This is a genomic window from Mesorhizobium sp. CO1-1-7, from assembly GCF_020164885.1.
Classification (GTDB): domain Bacteria; phylum Pseudomonadota; class Alphaproteobacteria; order Rhizobiales; family Rhizobiaceae; genus Mesorhizobium; species Mesorhizobium australicum.
In genome coordinates, this window is record NZ_JAIUHA010000003.1 from 486,022 (window position 1) to 503,865 (window position 17,844).

The 17,844-nt window shown below is 63.9% G+C and carries 21 protein-coding genes and 1 riboswitch; of the genes, 6 read left to right on the plus strand and 15 right to left on the minus strand.

Annotation, left to right across the window (positions count from 1 at the left end; all coding sequences use genetic code 11):
- Positions 1-32 precede the first annotated feature (32 nt).
- The 7 genes from LB516_RS08925 to LB516_RS08955 all read right to left on the minus strand — a co-directional run bounded on the left by LB516_RS08925 (position 33) and on the right by LB516_RS08955 (position 6,790).
- On the minus strand, positions 33-620 hold the full coding sequence (locus tag LB516_RS08925) for an NAD(P)H-dependent oxidoreductase (RefSeq protein WP_224523186.1): 588 nt from the start codon (positions 618-620) through the stop codon (positions 33-35).
- Positions 620-1,201: an NAD(P)H-dependent oxidoreductase gene (locus LB516_RS08930; RefSeq protein ID WP_224523188.1), complete on the minus strand. Its 582-nt coding sequence runs from the start codon at positions 1,199-1,201 to the stop codon at positions 620-622. The genes LB516_RS08925 and LB516_RS08930 overlap by 1 nt, the downstream gene beginning before the upstream one ends.
- Before the next feature lie 205 nt (positions 1,202-1,406).
- A complete protein-coding gene (locus tag LB516_RS08935; RefSeq protein WP_140714954.1) occupies positions 1,407-2,810 on the minus strand; it encodes an FAD-binding oxidoreductase in 1,404 nt (467 codons plus the stop codon).
- The gene (locus LB516_RS08940; RefSeq protein WP_140714790.1) at positions 2,810-4,111 is read right to left on the minus strand and encodes a cytosine deaminase; all 1,302 of its coding nucleotides are present in this window, start codon (positions 4,109-4,111) and stop codon (positions 2,810-2,812) included. The genes LB516_RS08935 and LB516_RS08940 overlap by 1 nt, the downstream gene beginning before the upstream one ends.
- Before the next feature lie 3 nt (positions 4,112-4,114).
- Entirely contained in the window at positions 4,115-4,963 is an 849-nt protein-coding gene (locus LB516_RS08945) for an ABC transporter permease (RefSeq protein ID WP_015317384.1), read from the minus strand.
- A complete protein-coding gene (locus tag LB516_RS08950) occupies positions 4,950-5,774 on the minus strand; it encodes an ABC transporter ATP-binding protein (RefSeq protein ID WP_140714788.1) in 825 nt (274 codons plus the stop codon). Before LB516_RS08950 ends, LB516_RS08945 begins: the two co-directional genes overlap by 14 nt.
- A gap of 11 nt (positions 5,775-5,785) precedes the next feature.
- Positions 5,786-6,790 carry an ABC transporter substrate-binding protein gene (locus LB516_RS08955; RefSeq protein ID WP_140714786.1) on the minus strand — a complete coding sequence of 335 codons (1,005 nt, stop codon included), beginning with the start codon at positions 6,788-6,790 and terminating at the stop codon, positions 5,786-5,788.
- 267 nt (positions 6,791-7,057) lie between these two features.
- On the opposite strand from LB516_RS08955, the gene LB516_RS08960 reads away from it, so the two are divergent.
- Both LB516_RS08960 and LB516_RS08965 read left to right on the plus strand, forming a co-directional pair.
- A complete protein-coding gene (locus tag LB516_RS08960) occupies positions 7,058-7,441 on the plus strand; it encodes a RidA family protein (RefSeq protein WP_140615865.1) in 384 nt (127 codons plus the stop codon).
- A gap of 57 nt (positions 7,442-7,498) precedes the next feature.
- Positions 7,499-8,302 carry a creatininase family protein gene (locus LB516_RS08965; RefSeq protein ID WP_140661022.1) on the plus strand — a complete coding sequence of 268 codons (804 nt, stop codon included), beginning with the start codon at positions 7,499-7,501 and terminating at the stop codon, positions 8,300-8,302.
- Here the strand turns inward: LB516_RS08965 and LB516_RS08970 are convergent, their stop codons facing one another.
- Together LB516_RS08970 and cobD are read right to left on the minus strand one after the other, a co-directional pair.
- On the minus strand, positions 8,303-8,812 hold the full coding sequence (locus tag LB516_RS08970) for a tyrosine phosphatase family protein (protein WP_224719361.1): 510 nt from the start codon (positions 8,810-8,812) through the stop codon (positions 8,303-8,305).
- A complete protein-coding gene (gene cobD, locus LB516_RS08975; protein WP_224719362.1) occupies positions 8,809-9,855 on the minus strand; it encodes a threonine-phosphate decarboxylase CobD in 1,047 nt (348 codons plus the stop codon). Before cobD ends, LB516_RS08970 begins: the two co-directional genes overlap by 4 nt.
- Here cobD and cbiB point away from each other — a divergent pair.
- Complete coding sequence (gene cbiB, locus LB516_RS08980) at positions 9,854-10,828, plus strand: adenosylcobinamide-phosphate synthase CbiB (RefSeq protein ID WP_224523193.1); 975 nt, start codon at positions 9,854-9,856, stop codon at positions 10,826-10,828. The genes cobD and cbiB overlap by 2 nt on opposite strands.
- Here cbiB and cobO read toward each other — a convergent pair.
- Genes cobO through LB516_RS09000 form a run of 4 tightly spaced genes read right to left on the minus strand, consistent with a single transcriptional unit; the run spans position 10,825 to position 12,947 of the window.
- Positions 10,825-11,439, minus strand: coding sequence for a cob(I)yrinic acid a,c-diamide adenosyltransferase (gene cobO, locus LB516_RS08985; RefSeq protein WP_140615856.1), 615 nt, complete (start codon positions 11,437-11,439; stop codon positions 10,825-10,827). The two genes, cbiB and cobO, sit on opposite strands and share 4 nt — an antisense overlap.
- 1 nt (position 11,440) lies before the next feature.
- The gene (gene cobU, locus LB516_RS08990) at positions 11,441-11,956 is read right to left on the minus strand and encodes a bifunctional adenosylcobinamide kinase/adenosylcobinamide-phosphate guanylyltransferase (RefSeq protein WP_224719363.1); all 516 of its coding nucleotides are present in this window, start codon (positions 11,954-11,956) and stop codon (positions 11,441-11,443) included.
- Positions 11,949-12,752 carry a CbtA family protein gene (locus LB516_RS08995; RefSeq protein WP_224643517.1) on the minus strand — a complete coding sequence of 268 codons (804 nt, stop codon included), beginning with the start codon at positions 12,750-12,752 and terminating at the stop codon, positions 11,949-11,951. The genes cobU and LB516_RS08995 overlap by 8 nt, the downstream gene beginning before the upstream one ends.
- 15 nt (positions 12,753-12,767) lie before the next feature.
- A complete protein-coding gene (locus tag LB516_RS09000; protein ID WP_015317373.1) occupies positions 12,768-12,947 on the minus strand; it encodes a CbtB domain-containing protein in 180 nt (59 codons plus the stop codon).
- 35 nt (positions 12,948-12,982) lie between these two features.
- Positions 12,983-13,182, minus strand: a riboswitch (cobalamin riboswitch).
- A gap of 143 nt (positions 13,183-13,325) precedes the next feature.
- Here LB516_RS09000 and LB516_RS09005 point away from each other — a divergent pair.
- Complete coding sequence (locus tag LB516_RS09005; RefSeq protein WP_224719364.1) at positions 13,326-14,501, plus strand: aromatic ring-hydroxylating oxygenase subunit alpha; 1,176 nt, start codon at positions 13,326-13,328, stop codon at positions 14,499-14,501.
- A 3-nt stretch (positions 14,502-14,504) separates the two neighbouring features.
- Here LB516_RS09005 and LB516_RS09010 read toward each other — a convergent pair whose 3' ends face one another.
- Positions 14,505-15,704 (minus strand): MFS transporter, encoded by a 1,200-nt coding sequence (locus tag LB516_RS09010; RefSeq protein WP_015317371.1) that lies wholly within the window; start codon positions 15,702-15,704, stop codon positions 14,505-14,507.
- 235 nt (positions 15,705-15,939) lie between these two features.
- On the opposite strand from LB516_RS09010, the gene LB516_RS09015 reads away from it, so the two are divergent.
- Positions 15,940-16,938, plus strand: coding sequence for a heparan-alpha-glucosaminide N-acetyltransferase (locus tag LB516_RS09015; protein ID WP_224594971.1), 999 nt, complete (start codon positions 15,940-15,942; stop codon positions 16,936-16,938).
- Entirely contained in the window at positions 16,935-17,441 is a 507-nt protein-coding gene (locus LB516_RS09020) for a methyltransferase family protein (protein WP_140723996.1), read from the plus strand. The genes LB516_RS09015 and LB516_RS09020 overlap by 4 nt, the downstream gene beginning before the upstream one ends.
- Before the next feature lie 6 nt (positions 17,442-17,447).
- Here LB516_RS09020 and LB516_RS09025 read toward each other — a convergent pair whose 3' ends face one another.
- On the minus strand, positions 17,448-17,834 hold the full coding sequence (locus tag LB516_RS09025) for a MerR family transcriptional regulator (RefSeq protein ID WP_006203215.1): 387 nt from the start codon (positions 17,832-17,834) through the stop codon (positions 17,448-17,450).
- Positions 17,835-17,844 lie beyond the last annotated feature (10 nt).

The window sequence follows — 17,844 nt, forward strand, 5'->3', positions numbered from 1 at the left end:
TCCCTCGTTCACGGGGAGAAGGTGCTAATCTTTCAAAACCGCTCCAACTTCGCCCGCACCTTGACCAGAAACGCCGCTCGCGTCTTCGGCGTCGAGGCGTCCATCAAATAATGCGCCAGGAAGAACGTCTTGCAGCGCCTGGCGCACAGCGCCCGCATGCCGCGCAGCAAGGTCTTGCGCCCGGGCTGGCCGACGACGACGCTCCACCAGGTCGGTGCACCGCAAGTGGTGATGACGCCGACCTTGGTGACATGCGTCATCAGCGACTTGATCCCGCCCTTGCCCGCCGGCAGCTTGAAGGCGACATCGGTCGCCCACACCCGGTCTAGCCAGCCCTTCAGCATCGCCGGCAGCCCGTACCACCAGGTCGGGTAGACGAACAGGATCGCTTCGGCCCAGTTGAGCAGTTCGAAATGCGGTTTCAGCGCCGGGTCCTGCGGCGCCTGACTATTGTAGCTACGCCGCTCCTGGCAGCTCATCACCGGATCGAACTTTTCGGCGTAGAGGTCGAGCAGCCGCACGTCCCAGCCTCGACGCGTCAGCACATCCACGGCGATGTCGCGAATGGCGGCGCAGAAGCTCTCCGGCACCGGATGGCAATAGACGACAAGGGCACGCATCAGAATGCATCCATGCTGGCCGCGACCTTCGCCGTGAAGGACTTTCGGGTTTCATCGGTCGACAGGTTCATCGAATAATGCGCGAGGTAGGTCACCGGAGCACCCGGCTTTACCGTGGCGCGCAGCATGCGCTTGATCAGTTTTCGCGGCGGGTCGCCCATCAGAAAGGCGCGGAACCGGCTGCCGCCATAGGTGGTGACCGCCGCGACCTTTCTTATGTTGTGCAGCGACGGCTCCACCTTGCCGTCGACCAGCTTGAACGACACGCCCGGCAGGAAGACGCGATCGAAAAACCCTTTCAGGATCGCCGGGAAACCGTAATTCCAGACCGGATAGGAAAGCACCAGCGCATCGGCCCGCAACAGGCGCTCGACGTATGGCGCCGCAGGATCCCCGGGACCGCGCTGATTGTGATAGTCCAACCGTTCCTGGCGCGTCAGCCGCGGATCGAATTCTTCGGCATAGAGATCGCAATCGTCGACCACGTGACCCGCCGCCGTCAGCCGCTCGACGATCGTCCCATGCAGCCCGGCATTGAAGCTGGTCTCGACCGGATGAGCGTAGAGGACGAGGATTTTCACGGGAGGATATTCCGCAGGTCGGCGCGAGGCACCCCCCTCTGGCCTGCCAGCCATCTCCCCCGCAAGGGGGGAGATTGGCAGCTTAAACGCTGCCGCCAACCTGCCACGCTGACAATTGGCGAAAGCAATGAGGCAGTCCGATCTCCCCCCTTGCGGGGGAGATGGCCGGCAGGCCAGAGGGGGGTGTTCAAGCGCGAACTTCTCCTCATCCGGTCCTCTGCAACCCCTTGAACAGGAACGTCCGGCCCGAACGGTAGTCATAGTCCGGGTTTTCCCAGGCGATCATCTTGCCGGGATTGAGCAGGCCTTGCGGGTCGGTCTCGCGCTTGAAGGCGAGTTGCACCGCGTCGGTCTGCTTCATGCCGCCCTCTTCCAGCGTGTAGCGGTGCGGGTTGAAGATCGGGCAGCCATTTTCCTCATGCAGGCGGATGATCTCGTTAAGCCGCGCCTCGGTGGTGAACTTGACCAGCGGCAGGCCGAAGCAGGTGATGTTGCCATCCAGCCGCACGAATTCGAGATGCGAGAACACTTCGCCGGGAAACATCGCATCCATTTTCTCTACCAGCGCCAGCTGGTTGGGAAAGGGATAGAGCGACTGCAGGTAGGTGACGGCGGGGTCGACGCGCAGCGCCCGGAGCGTCGTGTGGTTCCAGGCCAGCTCATAGGCCGGCGGCAGGCCCTTTTTCTCCTCAGGGGTCGCAGTGGTGGCGTTGTAGGTCACCTCACCCCCGGCGCGGCGCGTAAAGGCCAGAAAAGCATCCAGCCCATGTCGCGCCACCATGACGACGCAGATGCTTTGACCTTCCCTGAAGAATTTCTGGTGCCGCTTGAAATAAAGCTGCGGCACGGGTGCCGCGACCGGCGTGATCAGCTTGGTCAGGATGCCGTCTTGGCAGGCCAGCGCATTGCCATAGCGCGCCGCATCCATGAATTGGTCGAAGCCGACGATGACGTCGATCCAGTCATAGGCCGCCGTCAGCGGCATCTCGACTTCCGAGATGATGCCATTGGTGCCATAGGCGTGGGTCACCTTGTGCAGGTCTTCGCCGGTGAGTTCGAGCACCCTCGGCTCAGCCTCCATCGTCACCACGCGCAGGCGCAGCACATTGCCGAAATCACGCAATCCGCCGAAATTGATCGAGCCGACGCCGCCGGAGCCGCCGGCGATGAAACCGCCGATCGAGGCGGTGTTGTAGGTGGAGGGCGACAGTCGCAGCTCCTGCCCGGAATGCGCGCGCGTCGCCTTGTCGATGTCGGCCAGGACCGCGCCCGGTCCGGTCACCACACGCCCCGGCGCGATCGACTTGATCTCGTTCATCTCGGCGAGATTAAGCACCACACCGCCCGAAAGCGGCATTGCCTGGCCATAATTGCCGGTGCCGCTGCCGCGCGGCGTCACCGCCACGCCATGCCGATGACAGGCGGCAAGCACGCGGATCAGTTCGGCTTCGTTCCTGGGCGTCACGATGAGGTCGCCGGTGACATGGTCGAGCTGTTGTTTCAGCACCGGACTGTACCAGTAGAAGTCGCGGCTCTTCTGCTGGACGATGGCCGGATTGTCGTCGAGTTTTATCCCGTCGAGATCGCGTTTGAGCGCCGAAACATCCATCATTCCACCATCAGTCCGTCGAGTTCGGCATAGTCGGGCAATTGCCGGTCTATCGCTCGCCCCGCACGCACGACGATGCGATCCGATTCGGGGCGCGACAGCAATTCCGTCCAGCTTCGACCTTTGAACAGCACGAAGTCGGCATCGCCTCCGGCGGTGAGCGTGCCGAAGCCATCGAGCCGCATCACATGGGCCGGCGTCGCGGTGACCGCCTGCGGCCAGTCGCCGACCGGATGATCGAAATGCAGGACGCGCGTCGCCATGCGGTAGACCTCCAGCATATCGAGATCGCCATAGGCATAGAAGGGATCGCGCGTGTTGTCCGAAGCGACGGCCACCGCAATGCCCCTCGCCTTCATCTCATGCAGCAGCGTCACGCCACGCCAGCGCGGTGTGGTTTGGTCAGCGCGACGGTCCTGCAAATAGAGATTGCACATCGGCAGCGACACGATTGCCAGCCCGGCCTTCGCCACCTTGTCCAGCGTGTCCAGCACCTCGAGATCGGGCTGGCGCGCCAGCGAGCAGCAATGGCCGATGAGGATGTTGCCCTCGAAGCCGTTCCACAGCGCTGCCTCGGCGATCTTCTTCAGCGAGATCGCGGCGATGTCATCAGTCTCGTCGGCGTGGAAATCAAGGTCGAGCCCGTGCTTGATTGCCTGCGCGAAAACGTGGTCGAGCAGCTCTTCCAGGTCCGGCACCATATAGGTGACGACTCCAAGCACGCCCTTGGCGGCGGCTACGCGTTTGGCCAGCCTGTCGAACCATTTCTTGTCGCGCACGCCCTCGATGCCGAGCAGGCAGGCACCCTGCAATTCGATGCGGCCACGCCATGCCTCGCGCATCGTCTCGAACACGGGCCAGGAGATTTCCTCCTGCGGCGCGACGCTGTCGATATGAGTTCTAAGCGCCCTGGTGCCATGCGCGTAGGCCGAGCGCAGCGAGAAATCCATGCGACGCGCCACATCCTCGGCGCTCCAGCGCGCCACGCGGTCGGCGCCCGTGGCGTTCAGAGCGCCCATGAAGCTGCCGTCTGGATTGGGCTTTCGTGGCCAGATATGGCCCTTGTCGATATGCGTGTGGCAGTCGACGAAACACGGCAGCACGATACGGCCGGCAAGGTCGATGACGCCCGGCGGTAGCTTCGATGCGGCCTGCGCGGCGATGCTGGAAATCTTGCCGTCCGCGACGGTAATGTCGGCAAGGGCGAAACCGTCGCTGTCGAAGGTCGCAGCCAGACCAAGCGTGACAGATTGATGAACACGCGCGTTGGCAAGGCGGTAAGAGCCAGAGGCTGGTATCAAGGTCTACCGCTCCTGCTTCAGCGCGCTCTCGTGCCAGCGCCGCAAAATGAGATGCGAAATCAGCGACAGCACGAGAAAGATCAGGATGCCTGTCAGCGATATCAGGAACAGCGCCGCGAACAGCCTTGGCGCGTTGAGCCGGTAACCCGCTTCGATGATGCGCGAGGCAAGCCCGGACGACTGGCCGGTGGCGCCGGCGACGAACTCGGCCACCACGGCGCCGATCAGCGACAGGCCGCCGGCGATCTTCAGCCCGCCGAGAAAATACGGCATAGCCGCCGGCAGCCTGAGATAGCGCAGCTGCTGCCAGCGCGTCGCGCCGTTGAGCTTGAACAGGTCGCGCAGGTTGCGGTCGACCGAGTTGAGGCCGAGCGTGGTGTTCGACAGGATCGGGAAGAAGGCGACGATCCAGGCGCAGAGCAGGAGCTTGGTCGTCTGATTGTCGACATAGATGTTGATCAGCGGAAAGATCGCCACGATCGGTGTCACCTGCAGCACGATGGCGAAGGGGAAGAACGACATCTCCACCCATTTCGACTGCGCGAACAAGACCGCCAGGCCGACGCCACCGACCACCGCCAGCAGCAGGCTGAGGAAGGTGATGCGCAAGGTGACCAGCAGTGCGGAAAACAGCAGGCCGGCATCGTTGTAGAGCGTTGTCAGCACAACGCCGGGGCGCGGCAGGATGTATTGCGGGATCTCGTTCCACACGCAGATGCGGTCCCACAGCCAGATCGCCAGGATCATGATCGCCAGCGGCAGAACCCAGCGGCCGATCCGCTCAAACCGCTCCTGGCGCACGCGGCGCGCTTCCTCGGGGTCGAGTTTCAACGTGCCGTCAATGGCCGTCATGATGCGAGCCCACTGTTGAATTGATGGCATTGACCAGCACATCCGAGGCTTGCCGGCAAAGGGCCGCATAGTCAGGCGAGGTGCGAAACGCATCATCGCGCGGATAGGAGGCCTCGATCGCGAGTTCGTCGAACACCCGCCCCGGCCGAGCCGCCATGACGACGACGCGGTTGGAGAGAAACACGCTTTCGAACACACTGTGGGTGACGAAGACGACGGTGAAGCGCTCGTCTTGCCACAGTTCCAGCAGGTCGTTGTTGAGCTTGAAGCGGGTGATCTCGTCGAGGGCCGCGAACGGCTCGTCCATCAACAGCACGCGTGGCTTGGTCACCATGGCGCGCGCGATCGAGACGCGCATCTTCATGCCGCCGGAGAGTTCGCGCGGCACGGCGTCCTCGAAGCCGGTGAGGTGCACCCGCGCCAGCATCTCCGTTATCGCCGGGGCGGCCTTGGCGCGGGAAATGCCTTTCAGCCTGAGCGGCAGCCAGACATTGTCGAAGACGCTGGCCCAGGGCAGCAGCGTCGGCTCCTGGAAGACGAAGCCGATATTGGCACGGTCGAGCGAGCCGCCGCCGCGCCAGTCGAGCACGCCGGATGTCGGCGTGGACAGGCCGGCAATCAGCCGCAGCGCCGTCGACTTGCCGCAGCCCGACGGTCCGAGCAGGCTGAGGAAATCGCCTTCCCGGATCGTCAGGTCGACATCGCTGAGCGCCGTCACGCCGTTGGAAAAGACCTTGCCGACGCCACGAAGCGCCAGCAAGGTCGGAGCCATGTCCGAGGCGGGCGTTTGCGCCACCTGTTCCCGCATCATGCCGGGCCGGCCTATTTCTTCAGCTCGAGCCCGACCCCCTTGTTGATGAAGGCCAGCGTGTAGGCTTTCGTGATGTCGATGCCTTCAGGCGTGACCTTGGCCTTGACCATCTTGTCGTAGAAGCTCTTGATCCGTTCTTCCTTCATGGCGCCGATGCCGAGCTTCTCGGTGTCGCCGGAATCGGCCAGGCCGAACTTCTTCATCTGCTCGATCGAGAAGGCGATCTGCTCGTCGCTCATGTCAGGATTGTCTTTCTTGATCATGTCGTTGGCGGCCTTGTTGTCGCCGTAGAGGTACTTGTACCAGCCCTTGGCCGAGCCATCGACGAAGCACTGGACCACCTCAGGCTTCTTGTCGATCGTCTCCTGCATCACCTCGATCGTAGTCGAATAGGTGTCCCAGCCGTAGTCGGCGAGCAGGAACTGGTTCGGCACGAAGCCGCCTTCCCTCTTGACCGCGAACGGCTCCGAGGTGACGTAGCCCTGCTGGATCGACTTCTTGTTGGCAAGGAAAGGCGCGGTGTTGTAGGTGTAGGGCACGCGCTTTGAAGCGTCGAAACCGAGCTCGATGACCATCCACTGGAAGAAGGTCTGCACGCCTTCGTCACCCAGAATGTACTGCTCGGCGTTCTTCAGGTCTTCCCATTTGTCGAGCCCCTCGCCGGGGTGGGACATGATGACCTGCGGGTCCTTCTGGAAGTCGGCTGCCACCACACGCATCGGAATGCCTTGCTGGACGGCGTCGAAGGCCGACAGCAGATTGCCGCCCATGTAGAAATCGATCTTGCCGGCGAGCAACATCGGCCGGCCGCTGACCTGCGGGCCGCCCTGCATGATGGTGACGTCGAGACCGCAGGCGGCATAGGTGCCATCGGCCACGGCCTGGTAATAGCCGCCATGTTCCGGCTCGGCGAGCCAGTTGGTGCCGAAAGTGACTTTTTCATTCGCCGCCGCGCCCAGCGTGCTGGCTGCAAGCAGGGCCACCACCGCGGCCGAAATCTTCTGTTTCACGTACATTGACACCGCCCTTTATTTGCACCGGCGCGTTGCGCGCCGTGCTTGACACCAAAGATTCAAGAAGCAAGACACATGCCACCGGCGTCGCGCGCCGGGACCCGCCCGCCTGCACCACAGCCATCTGCGAAAGCCGGAAAGGTCGTGCTGCACCGAAGGGCATCGTGCCTATTTTTTGAACGCCTGTCCACAATCGCACCGGCGACATGCACCACCATCTTGATGGTGCAATGCATCCGGCCTTAGGCTGGCGATATCCAGGAGATTGCCATGTTCAAATTCCTTACCCCTAAGTCGATCAAGCCACCCTTTGCCCGCTACAGCCACGGCGTCGAGGTGCCGGCCGGCAAGCGGCTGGTGCTGTGCTCGGGCCAGGTCGCCATCACGGCGGACGACCAGATACCGGAAGATGCCGGCGCGCAGGCCGAACTCTGCTTCAGGAACATCGCGGCGGTTCTGGGCGAAGCCGGGCTGGGACTTGGCGACATCGTTCGCATCAACGCCTATGTCACCGACCGCGCGCATCTGCGGCCCTATATGGAGGTTCGCGACCGGCTGTTTTCGAGCCCGGCGCCAGCCTCGACGCTGATGATCGTTTCCGGCTTTGCCCGGCCCGAATTCAAGGTCGAGGTCGAGGCCATCGCGGCCGGGTGATCGACAGGCCGGCCGGCACCGCGCTAGGTCTGACCTGATCATTTGAAGAGGCGTGACATGACTGCTGGCAAGAAACGCGTATGGTGGGGCGACTACCGGACCACCGAATACGCCTCGATCGATCCCGAGGCGACAATCGCGGTGCTGCCGCTGGCGGCTATCGAGCAGCATGGACCGCATCTGCCTGTGTCGACCGACACTTCGATCATGAACGGCATGCTCGACACGGTGATTTCACGCCTGCCCGACGATCTCGATATCCGCATCCTGCCGGTCCAGGCGGTTGGCAAGTCGAACGAGCATCTGCACGCGCCGGGCACTCTCACCTTGCCGGCAACGACGCTGGTCGACGCCTGGACCGAGCTCGGCCTGTCGATCGCGCGCGCCGGCGTGCGCAAGCTTATCGTCGTCAATTCGCATGGCGGCAATGAGGAGATCATGGGCATCGTCACGCGCGAATTGCGCGTGCGCGAAAAGATGCTGGCGGTGAAGACCAGTTGGCAGCGCTTTGGCCGCCCGGCCGGCATGTACACCGAACTCGAGGATCGTCACGGCATTCATGGCGGCGATGTCGAGACGTCGCTGATGCTGCATTTCCGGCCAGATCTCGTCGACATGGGCAAGGCCGACAATTTCGTTTCCAACGTCGCCAAGGCCGAGAAGGAATTCTCGCTGTTGCGCCACACAGGCACCCACGCCTTCGCCTGGATTGCCGGGGATCTCAACCCGAACGGCGTGGTCGGCGACGCCAGCATCGCGACAGCCGAGAAAGGCCGGCTGACCGCGGAATATCAGGCTGACGGGTTCATCAACCTGGTGCGGGATGTGCGCAAGGCCAAGCTCGCGGAGTGGCTGAAATAGCTAACCGTCGATCTGGAGGGCGAACGGCGTGCCTTCAAAGGCGTCGGCGCCGCGCCCGATCGACTCGATCGCCTCGATCATGCGGCCGTTGCGCTCGAGCAGCGCGTCGGCCACCGCGATCAGCCGCGGATTGGGCGTCGCCGAAGGTGACAGCGCTCGCAGCGTCCGCGCCAGTTCCACCTCGTTGCGTTTCGGCGCCAAAGCCGCGGCGATGATATAGGCCGAGGCGGTCGAACGGCTGATGCCGGCATAGCAGTGCACCAGCATTGGTTTCGCCCGGTCCCAGCGGCGTGCGAAATCGAGCAGGTTACGGACATGCTCCTCGCCCGGCATGGTCATGCCGTCCTGCGCCACGGCGATGTCGTGCATGACCAGGTGCAGATGGTTTTCCCTTGTGATCGAGGCCGGTCGGACTACGTCCGTTCCGGCGGCGAGCAGCGACAGCATGCGGTCGGCGCCGGTCCTGGCCACCACTTCCTCGATTTTCGCCAGTGAGCAGACATGGATCATTGTTTGAAACCTTTCGACCGATCCTCGCGCCGCGACGCCCAATCGGCAAGGGCGGATTCGATCCTGCGCCACTCCTCCTCGCTCCCCGGCAGTCCGGCGCGCAAGGCATGCGGCCGTTCGGAGAAATGCCGCAGCAGGATACCGCTCTGGCCAAGGCCGGAAAACAGGCCGCCGGCATCGGGCAGGCTGAGATAGCGGAACAGCGTGGTGCCCCCCGCGACGGGAACGCCGAAACGGCTAAACAGCGCATCGAGCCGCACCGTCGCTTCCGCCAGCGAGGCCCGCATCGCATCCTGCCAATCGAGATCGGCGAGCGCGCGGATGCCGTATTCCAAGGCCGGTCCTGCGACAGCCCACGGCCCGAACTGCATGTCCAGCCGTTCAGCCGTCGGCGCTTCGGCAAGCGCGAACCCGAGCCGCAGGCCGGCCAAACCAAAGAACTTGCCGAACGAACGCAGCACGACGATGCCGCCCTGGCCGACATCGCCGGCGAGGCTGTGCTCGCATGGACCGACATCCATGAACGCCTCGTCGACGACCAGCAGCCCGCCCTTGGCGCGAAGTCCAGCGGCCAGCACCAGCAACCGGTCGCGCTCGACGACGCGCCCATCGGGATTGTTCGGATTGACTATGATGGCGAGGTCGGCTTTCGCCAGCGCCGCGAAATCGCTGACCTCGACCACGTCGTGCCCGGCAATCGCCGCCGCCCGGGCGTGTTCGGCATAGGTCGGCCCCAGCACCATTGCCTTGCCGGGCCTCACCAGCGAGGCGACGCGCGGCAACAGGATCTGTGTGCCAGGGGCCGCCACCACGCTTGCTGGGGAAGGCGCGCCATAGGTGTTGGCCGCGATCTCTATCAGTTCGCGTCCACGCGCGGCCTCTGGCAATCGCCACAGCGAGGTGGCGGGCAGGTCGAAAAGCGGGTAGGAGTGCGGATTGATACCGGTCGAGAGGTCGACGAAAGGCAGCACGGCATTGGGGAAAAGCGCCCTTGCCCGGCCAAGACTTCCACCATGGTCCACCGCTCCTTCAAGAAGCTTCATGTCAGTCCTGATCGCTTTCCTGTCATTAATTGTCGAATTCGCCCTTGGTTATCCCGACTGGCTGTTTCGCGCCATCGGCCATCCGGTGACATGGTTCGGCAGGCTGATATCCTTTCTCGACTTGCGGCTCAACCGCGCCACTGATCCCGACGCGTTGCGTCGCCAACGTGGTGTCCAGGCGCTTCTGGTCATCGTGCTGGTGCCTGCGATAGCGGGCCTTTGCGTGCAGCTTGTTCTGCTCTGGTTCGTCCCCCTGGGGTGGATCGTTGCCGTCTTTCTGGCGACATCGCTTCTGTCGCAGAAAAGCCTTTACGAACATGTCGAAGCCGTCGCCGACGCGCTCGACAGCGGAGGCCTCGACATGGGCCGAGCCGCCGTTTCGCGGATCGTCGGCCGTGATCCCGAGACGCTCGACCGCGCCGGCGTCTGCCGCGCGGCGATCGAGAGCCTGGCGGAAAATTTTTCCGACGGCATCGTCGCCCCCGCCTTCTGGACCGGGGTCGGAGGGCTCGCCGGCGGCGCGGCCTACAAGGCGGCCAACACCGCCGATTCGATGGTCGGCCACCGGACTCCGCGCCATGAGGCCTTCGGCTGGGCGGCGGCGCGCTTCGACGACTGGATCAACCTGCCTGCATCGCGGCTGACGGCGCTGCTGATCGTGCTCGCTTCCCTCCTGGTCGAGGGCGCCGACCCCCGCGACGCCTGGCAGGCGGTGAGGCGCGACGCGAAAAAACACCGCTCGCCCAATGCCGGCTGGCCGGAAGCGGCCATGGCCGGCGCGCTCGGGCTGGCGCTCGCCGGACCACGCAGCTATGGCGGTGTCATGGTCGACGACATCTTCATGGGCGAAGGCGGCCGCCGCGATGTCGACAGCGGCGATATCAGGCGGGCGCTCAAGCTTTACCGGGTCGCGGACTACCTGCTGATCGGCTTGTTCGGCCTTGTCGCGCTGATCGCCGTTCTGGTTTTCTAGAACTCGATGCCTTGCTGCGCTTTCACGCCAGCCGAGAAATGGTGCTTTGTCACCCCCATCTCGGTGACCAGGTCCGCCGCCTCGACCAGTGCCGGCTTGGCGTTGCGGCCGGTGACGACGACATGCAGGCCTTCGCGGCGAGCCTTGAGCGCCGCAACCACCTTGTCGAGAGCGAGATAGTCGTAGCGCAAGGCAATGTTGAGCTCGTCGAGCACGACAAGGCTGATCGAGGGGTCGGCGATCAATTCCAGAGCCTTGGCCCAGGCGGCCTCGGCGGCAGCGATATCGCGCTTCAGGTCCTGCGTCTCCCAGGTGAAACCCTCGCCCATTGCGTGCCAGACGACACGGTCGCCAAAGACGGCAAAGGCCTCCTTCTCGCCGGTGTGCCATTTGCCCTTGATGAACTGGACGACGCCGACGCGCTTGCCGTAGCCGAGCATGCGCAGCGCAAGACCGAAGGCGGCCGTGGTCTTGCCCTTGCCGGGACCGGTGTTGACGATCAGCAACCCCTTCTCGATCGTCTTGCCCGCAACCTCGGCGTCCTGCACCGCCTTGCGCTTGGCCATCTTGGCGCGATGGCGTTCTTCATCCTTGTCGTCGATATCGGTCATTTCACTTCACCTTGAGCGGTAGCCCCGCCACCATGAGCAGCACCGTGTCGGCAATCGCGGCGACCCGCTGGTTGAGCCGGCCGGCATCGTCACGAAACCGACGCGCCAGCGCGTTGTCGGGCACGATGCCTTGCCCGACCTCGTTCGTTACCACGAACCACGGTCCGCGCGGCCGAGACAGCACGTCCGCCAGCCGCCGGCACGCGGCCTCGACGTCGTGATCGGCCAGCGTGTGGTTGGTCAGCCACAGCGTCAGGCAGTCGACAAGCACCGGCTGCCCGTCTGGCAACGCCTCCAGCGCTTCGGCGAGGTCGAGTGGCGCATCGGTGGTCGACCAGCCCTCACCGCGCCGCGAGCGGTGCAGCGCGATGCGCTCGCGCATCTCGTCGTCATGGGCTTGCGCCGTGGCGATATAGGCCCATGGCGAGGGCAATGCCGTCATCAGGGTTTCGGCGTGCGCGCTCTTGCCGGAGCGCCCACCACCGATGATGAAGGTCAGCCTGCCGCGATCAGGCAAAGCTGTCGCGCAGGCTGGTCGCCATGCCGGTGAAGCGCCTGCGCACCACGCCCACGATCGCGCCGAGCACCAGCCAGAACACCAGATTGGTCACCGTCACCGCCACCACGAACTGATGGTGCAGGCCTTCCGGGATCGGTGTTTCGAAACTGTCGGGCTGCGGCGCGCCGACGACATGCGGCGCGACGATCAGCAAGACGGCGAGGATGGTCAATGGCAGCGATCTGCGAAACACGATCAGGCCTAGGCCGATCGCGGTCGCGGCCGCCGTCGCCGTCCACCAGATCTGGCGCGGCAGAAGATCGGCCGCCGGCATTGCCGGCAGTTCCGGCTGCAGTCCGAGACCCGGTGCCAGTGTGAACACGGCAAAGCCGGCCAAGCCCCAGAACACACCTTGGCGCCAGTTGCCGACGCCGCCGAAGAACTCGGAAACCGCGACCAGGACCAGTGCGAAGCCGATGCCGGTGACGATATTGGCAACCACGCTAAAGGCGAAACGCTCGAAACCGTCGGCCGGCGCCCAGCCTTCGTCTTCCTCCGCCGGTGTCACGGCATCGGTGCCCGCGGGCGCGGCAGAGCTCATGGCATTCCCAGCGGGCGCCACCGTGCTCATGGCATCATTGGTCGCCGCTGGTGCGGCCGCGTGATCATGGTGGTGGCCGCCGCCGGCCCTTTCGTAGACTTCCGCCTTGAGGATCAGCGGCACGGTGGCATAGGCCTGCATGCAGGCGAGAACGACACCGGCCACGAGCCCCGCGATCGCCGCGACGAACACGACGTTGCGAAACAGATTCATGATGTCGGATCCTCGTTAGTGGCAGGGAAACGCCATCGAATGGCGATAGTCGTGGGCAGCATTGTGGACCGCATCGATATGCGAGAAGCCGACAAAGCCGACGACGAAGATGCCGAGCAGCGCCGCGAGCGCAAGCTGCATGAAGCGCGACTGCGAGGAGACGGAGGCGCCGAGGGAGACGGAAGCGGTAGTCATGTCTTGTCCTTTCGCCCTCCACCCGAGGGCATCGAAGTCAGTTTCCTGTCGCCGGCAGGTCTCCTGGCTCGCGGATAAGCGCCCTTCCCCACCTTCCCGAAGAAAAATCTTCAGTGGCATATGGAGAGGACTACCGCACACAGTTGCGGGGGCAGCCACGGCATTGGGCAGGAATTCCTGCCCGCACCGCATTCCCTCTTGGCTCCAAAAAGGAACCGACGACATCGGTGACTATAGGGAAATTCGCCGCGCCCGGCAAACCAAATTCCGACAGCCGCCAGCGCAGGAGCGCCGTATCGGCGAAGCTGTCCTCACCCCGTCCCGATTGACAAACTTCATGGCCGGGTGTCGGCTGGCACCCCTCACGGGAAGCCAGCCATGCAGCCCAATGCCAGCGAGTGCGTGCCCTATAACGGCCTGACTCGAACCGAGCCGACGCTGCCCTCGTCGGCCTATTGGGACCAGGACAACTATCAGCGCGATCTCGACGCCATCTGGTACAGGAACTGGCTGCTCGTCTGCCGCGAGGCCGACCTTGCCCAGCCTTTGGCGTTCCGCACCTTCCGCGTCGGTACGCAGGAAATCCTCCTGCTGCGCGACGACACCGGCGAGTTGCATGCCTTCCACAACACCTGCCGGCATCGCGGCTCGCAGCTTTGCCAGGAAAGCCAGGGCCGGCTGAAGGCGCGGCTGATCACCTGCCCGTATCATGCCTGGTCCTATTCGCTGCGTGGCGATCTGGTGCGCGTGCCGTCGAAATCGCTGCCTGACGGCTTCGACAAGGCCGATCACCCGCTTTATCGCGTCGCGCTCTCGGTGTGGCGGGGCTTCGTCTTCGTCAATCTTGCGGAAGATGCCGCGAGCTCGGCGCAATCCTCCTTCGACCCGGCCTCCGGCGACTTCGGCAACTGGCCGCTGGAAACGCTGGTATCAGGGCAAGTGCTGCGCAAGGTGATGAACTGCAACTGGAAGATTTTTTGGGAAAACTTCAACGAGTGCCTGCACTGCCCGGGCGTCCACAAGGACCTGTCGCGGCTGGTGCCGATCTATGGCCGCGGCCTGACGAGCCGGCATGACGATCCCGAATGGCTCCGCCACGCCGACAATGACGCGCCAGAATTTTCCGGCGGCCTGCGCGCCGGGGCTGAGACATGGTCGCGTGATGGGCAGACGCACGGGCCGATCTTCCCGAGCTTGACGCCGGCGGAACGCAGCGCCGGTCAGACCTATGCTACCAGCCTGCCGTCGATGTTCATCGTCGGCCATGTCGACTATGTCAGGACCGTGCGGCTTACGCCGCTCGGTCCCGAACAGACCGAATTGACCGCGGAATGGCTGTTCGCGCCCGAGGCGCTCGCTGAGACCGACATCGACAACATCGTTGCCTTCGGCACACAGGTGCTGGAGGAGGACGCGGCAATCTGCGAGGTCAACCAGAAGGGCCTGCGCTCGATGCGTCATACAGCTGGCGTGCTGATGCCCGAGGAGTACGACCTTCACCGCTTCCACGATTGGGTGCGCGAACGGCACGCTGCGCGCTCACCCGAGGCCTGAAGATCACAGCGACTTCGGCAGATATCGCCAGGTCATGAAGCCGCAAAACGCGGCAAGCAGTCCGAGCGTGACGAACACCGAGCCCAGACCGAAGAAGGCCAGCACCACCGAATAGACCAGCGGCGGCGTCAGTTCGGAAAAATCGAGATAGGTGCGGTAGACCGCCGCCATCTGCGCGCGCTCATAGGAGCGCACCGAGCGCATGAAGGCGGTCGAACCCAGCGCGTCGAGCGCGATGGTGAAGAAGGCGCCGCACAGCAGGAAGGCACCGGTGAGCAACGGCACGGTTTCGCCCACGGCACCGGCCGCCAGCAGCGTCGCCGACATGGCGAAATAGGCAAAAGTCATGGTCCTGCGGCCGCCGAAGCGTTTCCCCGCCTTGCCCCAGAAGATCGCCATGAACAGCAGCGCGTTGCCGGCCGAGACCAGCAGGCCGCCGGCCAATTCGCCCTCGCCGGTGATGACCATGAACAGCGGTCCATAGACGAAGAAGGTCGTCCAGAAGCAGGAGCGGCCGAAGGCGATCAGCCAGGCCAATCTCAGCCTCGGCTGGGCGACGAAGCGGCCGATATTGGCGAGCGGATTGGCCGGTCGTGTCTTGCCCGGGCGGATCGACTGGTTGTCGCTCAGCCGATAGGTCCAGAACAGCGCCAGCAAGGCCATGGCGAACACCGCCACCGCGCCATGCGCGGCATAAATGCCGAAGCGCGTATAGAGAAAAATGCCGAGCGTCGGCCCGCAGGTCCAGGCAACCATCGACCACGCCATGCGCAGCGATTCGGCCTGCATGAAATCGGTCTTGCGGATGTGATCCATGATGTAGAGGTTGAGCGTGATCGACAGCGCGCTGGCGCCCATCACCCGGCACAGCATCCCGGCCAGTTGCCCGGCGAGCGTATGGGTGACGAAGAACAGCGAGCCGATAGCGAGCAGGCAGGCGCCCGCCGTGTAGACCCAGCGCCGCGCGAAGCGGCGGATCAGCATCGGCATGAATAAGGTCACCGACAGGCCGAGCAGGGACACGGCGGTGTAAAGTATGGAGACGATCTGCTCGTTGTGGAGAATCTCGTAGGCCTGGATCGGTATGACGCTCGACACCATGGCGCGGGCGAAGGATTCGACCGCGTAAAGCGAGGCGAAGGTGCGCGCATCCGCGGCCTTGAGGGCCGGAAGCCAGATCGGATGGCGAACATGGGTGGACATTGCTTCCCCAAAGCAGAATCGCGGCGTCGAATCTGCCGTGGACATTTCAGGCCCATTAAGAGGAAACCGACGCACATCCGGCAAAAGCGAAGCCGGTCAAAGGCTTTTCCGCGCTGGCCCAACCCGGCGGCTGGCGCGGACCCCGCCGCGCGGTCCAGGCCAAGGCGCCCGGTCTTCTTCTATCCGGTGCAACCGTGATAGTCGTCGTGGAGGGGCTGAATCAGATCGCGAGACCATGAGCATCCACACGCCGACCGTACCCGTCCCGCAGCCATCGAAGCGCATCGTCGCCATCGATATCTTGCGTGGCATCGCGCTGATCGCGATGGCGAGCTACCACTTCACCTGGGACCTGGAATTCTTCGGTTACACCGATCCCGGCCTCACCGCCTTCGGCTGGTGGAAGTTCTACGCCCGCTGCATTGCATCGACCTTCCTGTTCCTGGTTGGCGTCAGCCTCTATCTCGCCCATGGCCGGCAGATCCGCTGGAACGGCTTCTGGAGGCGGTTCGCCATGGTCGCCGGCTCGGCGGTCGCCATTTCGGTCGTCACCCGCGTCGCCACGCCCGACGGGTTCATCTTCTTCGGCATCCTGCACGAGATCGCGCTCGCCAGCCTGCTCGGCCTCGCCTTCCTGCGCTTGCCGGCATTGCTGACGCTTGCCGTCGCCGCGCTCGTCATCGCGGCACCAGTCTACCTGCGCTTCGAGGCTCTCGATCATCCCTGGCTCTGGTGGATCGGCCTGTCGGCGATCAATCCGCGCTCCAACGACTACGTTCCGCTGTTCCCCTGGTTCGGCGCCGTGCTTACGGGCATTGCGGTGGCGAAATTCGCCTCCACCTCCGGCATAAGGGCACGCCTGGCGAACCTGGCGCCCGGACGCTGGTCCAACCCGCTGGTCTTCATCGGCCGCCACAGCCTGGCTTTCTACCTGATCCACCAGCCGCTGCTGATCGGCTGCGTCTGGCTGTTCTCGCAAGTGATGCCGGCGCAGGTCGAAACCCCGCAGGTCAATTTCCTGAAAACCTGCCAGCGATCGTGCGAGCAGATGCGCAACGCAACCTTCTGTTCGAGCTATTGCGGCTGCATGCTCGAAACGCTCGAAGGTGAAGCCTCTCTTGATCGGCTCTTCAACAACGACCAGACTGCGGACTTCAGGGCGCATCTGTCCGATCTTGCCGCAACGTGCACCGCCAAGACCGACGACAAGATGACGGAGGGAGGGACACAATGATCGGGCCAAAACCTGGGATCGAACCGAAGCCTGGGACCGGGCCGAAGCCTGGGCTGGTACCGTGGCCGCCGGTGATCTACGCCGCCGCCATCCTCATCAGTGTCGTGCTCGGCCTCTACATCCCGCTGCCCTGGATCGGCGATCTCCTTGGCGACATCCTGTTCGCCGCCGGCTGGGTGGCATTGTTCGCCGTGGCCGTACTCTGGTTCACAGCGATCCGCACCATGATACGGGCCAGGACCACGCTCAATCCCAACGCCGTGCCCGATCATCTCGTCACGACCGGCCCCTTCGGCGTCAGCCGCAATCCGATGTACCTGGCCAACACGCTGCTGTTGATCGGCGTCGCCTTCGTCTCGGGCATCGCCTGGTTCTTCCTGCTTGCCTTCGTCGCCGCCTTCGTCACCCAGAAGGTCGCGATCGAGGGCGAGGAAAAGATATTGGCGGCGAAATTCGGCAAGAAATACCGCGACTATGCAAAAAGAGTCCGGCGCTGGATTTGAGCAGGGCTACGTGTTGACGCCGAGCTCGACCAGCCGCTCGACGCAAGACTCCTCGGCCTGGTCGAGTTCGGCTAGTGTCTCCTCAAGGTCGCGACGTTTCTGCCTGAGGTCTTCGCGCTTTTCCTCGATGCGCTTGATCATCAGCTTGAGCTGCCCGACCTCGCCCGGCGGCTCCTTGTACATCTGGATGATCTCGCGGATCTCGTTGATCGAGAAGCCGAGGCGTTTTCCGCGCATGATCTGCCGGATGAGGTGGCGGTCGGAAGGGCGAAACAGGCGTGTGCGGCCGCGCCGCACCGGCTGCACCAATCCCTCGTCTTCATAGAAACGCAGTGTCCGCGTCGACACGTCGAATTCGCGGGTCAGCTCGGTGATCGAATAATATTCCCGCATTGTCACTCCC

Excerpts from the sequence above, each read along its gene's own strand:
- LB516_RS09000 (WP_015317373.1), bottom strand. The coding sequence starts at position 12,947 with ATGACTACCGCTTCCGTCTCCCTCGGCGCCTCCGTCTCCTCGCAGTCG.
- LB516_RS08960 (WP_140615865.1), top strand. The coding sequence starts at position 7,058 with ATGTTCAAATTCCTTACCCCTAAGTCGATCAAGCCACCCTTTGCCCGC.
- LB516_RS09025 (WP_006203215.1), bottom strand. The coding sequence starts at position 17,834 with ATGCGGGAATATTATTCGATCACCGAGCTGACCCGCGAATTCGACGTG.
- cobD (WP_224719362.1), bottom strand. The coding sequence starts at position 9,855 with ATGAAGCTTCTTGAAGGAGCGGTGGACCATGGTGGAAGTCTTGGCCGG.
- LB516_RS09015 (WP_224594971.1), top strand. The coding sequence starts at position 15,940 with ATGAGCATCCACACGCCGACCGTACCCGTCCCGCAGCCATCGAAGCGC.
- LB516_RS08970 (WP_224719361.1), bottom strand. The coding sequence starts at position 8,812 with ATGATCCATGTCTGCTCACTGGCGAAAATCGAGGAAGTGGTGGCCAGG.
- LB516_RS08925 (WP_224523186.1), bottom strand. The coding sequence starts at position 620 with ATGCGTGCCCTTGTCGTCTATTGCCATCCGGTGCCGGAGAGCTTCTGC.
- LB516_RS08945 (WP_015317384.1), bottom strand. The coding sequence starts at position 4,963 with ATGACGGCCATTGACGGCACGTTGAAACTCGACCCCGAGGAAGCGCGC.
- LB516_RS08965 (WP_140661022.1), top strand. The coding sequence starts at position 7,499 with ATGACTGCTGGCAAGAAACGCGTATGGTGGGGCGACTACCGGACCACC.
- LB516_RS09020 (WP_140723996.1), top strand. The coding sequence starts at position 16,935 with ATGATCGGGCCAAAACCTGGGATCGAACCGAAGCCTGGGACCGGGCCG.
- LB516_RS08950 (WP_140714788.1), bottom strand. The coding sequence starts at position 5,774 with ATGATGCGGGAACAGGTGGCGCAAACGCCCGCCTCGGACATGGCTCCG.
- LB516_RS08935 (WP_140714954.1), bottom strand. The coding sequence starts at position 2,810 with ATGGATGTTTCGGCGCTCAAACGCGATCTCGACGGGATAAAACTCGAC.
- LB516_RS08955 (WP_140714786.1), bottom strand. The coding sequence starts at position 6,790 with ATGTACGTGAAACAGAAGATTTCGGCCGCGGTGGTGGCCCTGCTTGCA.
- cobO (WP_140615856.1), bottom strand. The coding sequence starts at position 11,439 with ATGACCGATATCGACGACAAGGATGAAGAACGCCATCGCGCCAAGATG.
- LB516_RS09010 (WP_015317371.1), bottom strand. The coding sequence starts at position 15,704 with ATGTCCACCCATGTTCGCCATCCGATCTGGCTTCCGGCCCTCAAGGCC.
- cbiB (WP_224523193.1), top strand. The coding sequence starts at position 9,854 with ATGTCAGTCCTGATCGCTTTCCTGTCATTAATTGTCGAATTCGCCCTT.
- LB516_RS08995 (WP_224643517.1), bottom strand. The coding sequence starts at position 12,752 with ATGAATCTGTTTCGCAACGTCGTGTTCGTCGCGGCGATCGCGGGGCTC.
- LB516_RS09005 (WP_224719364.1), top strand. The coding sequence starts at position 13,326 with ATGCAGCCCAATGCCAGCGAGTGCGTGCCCTATAACGGCCTGACTCGA.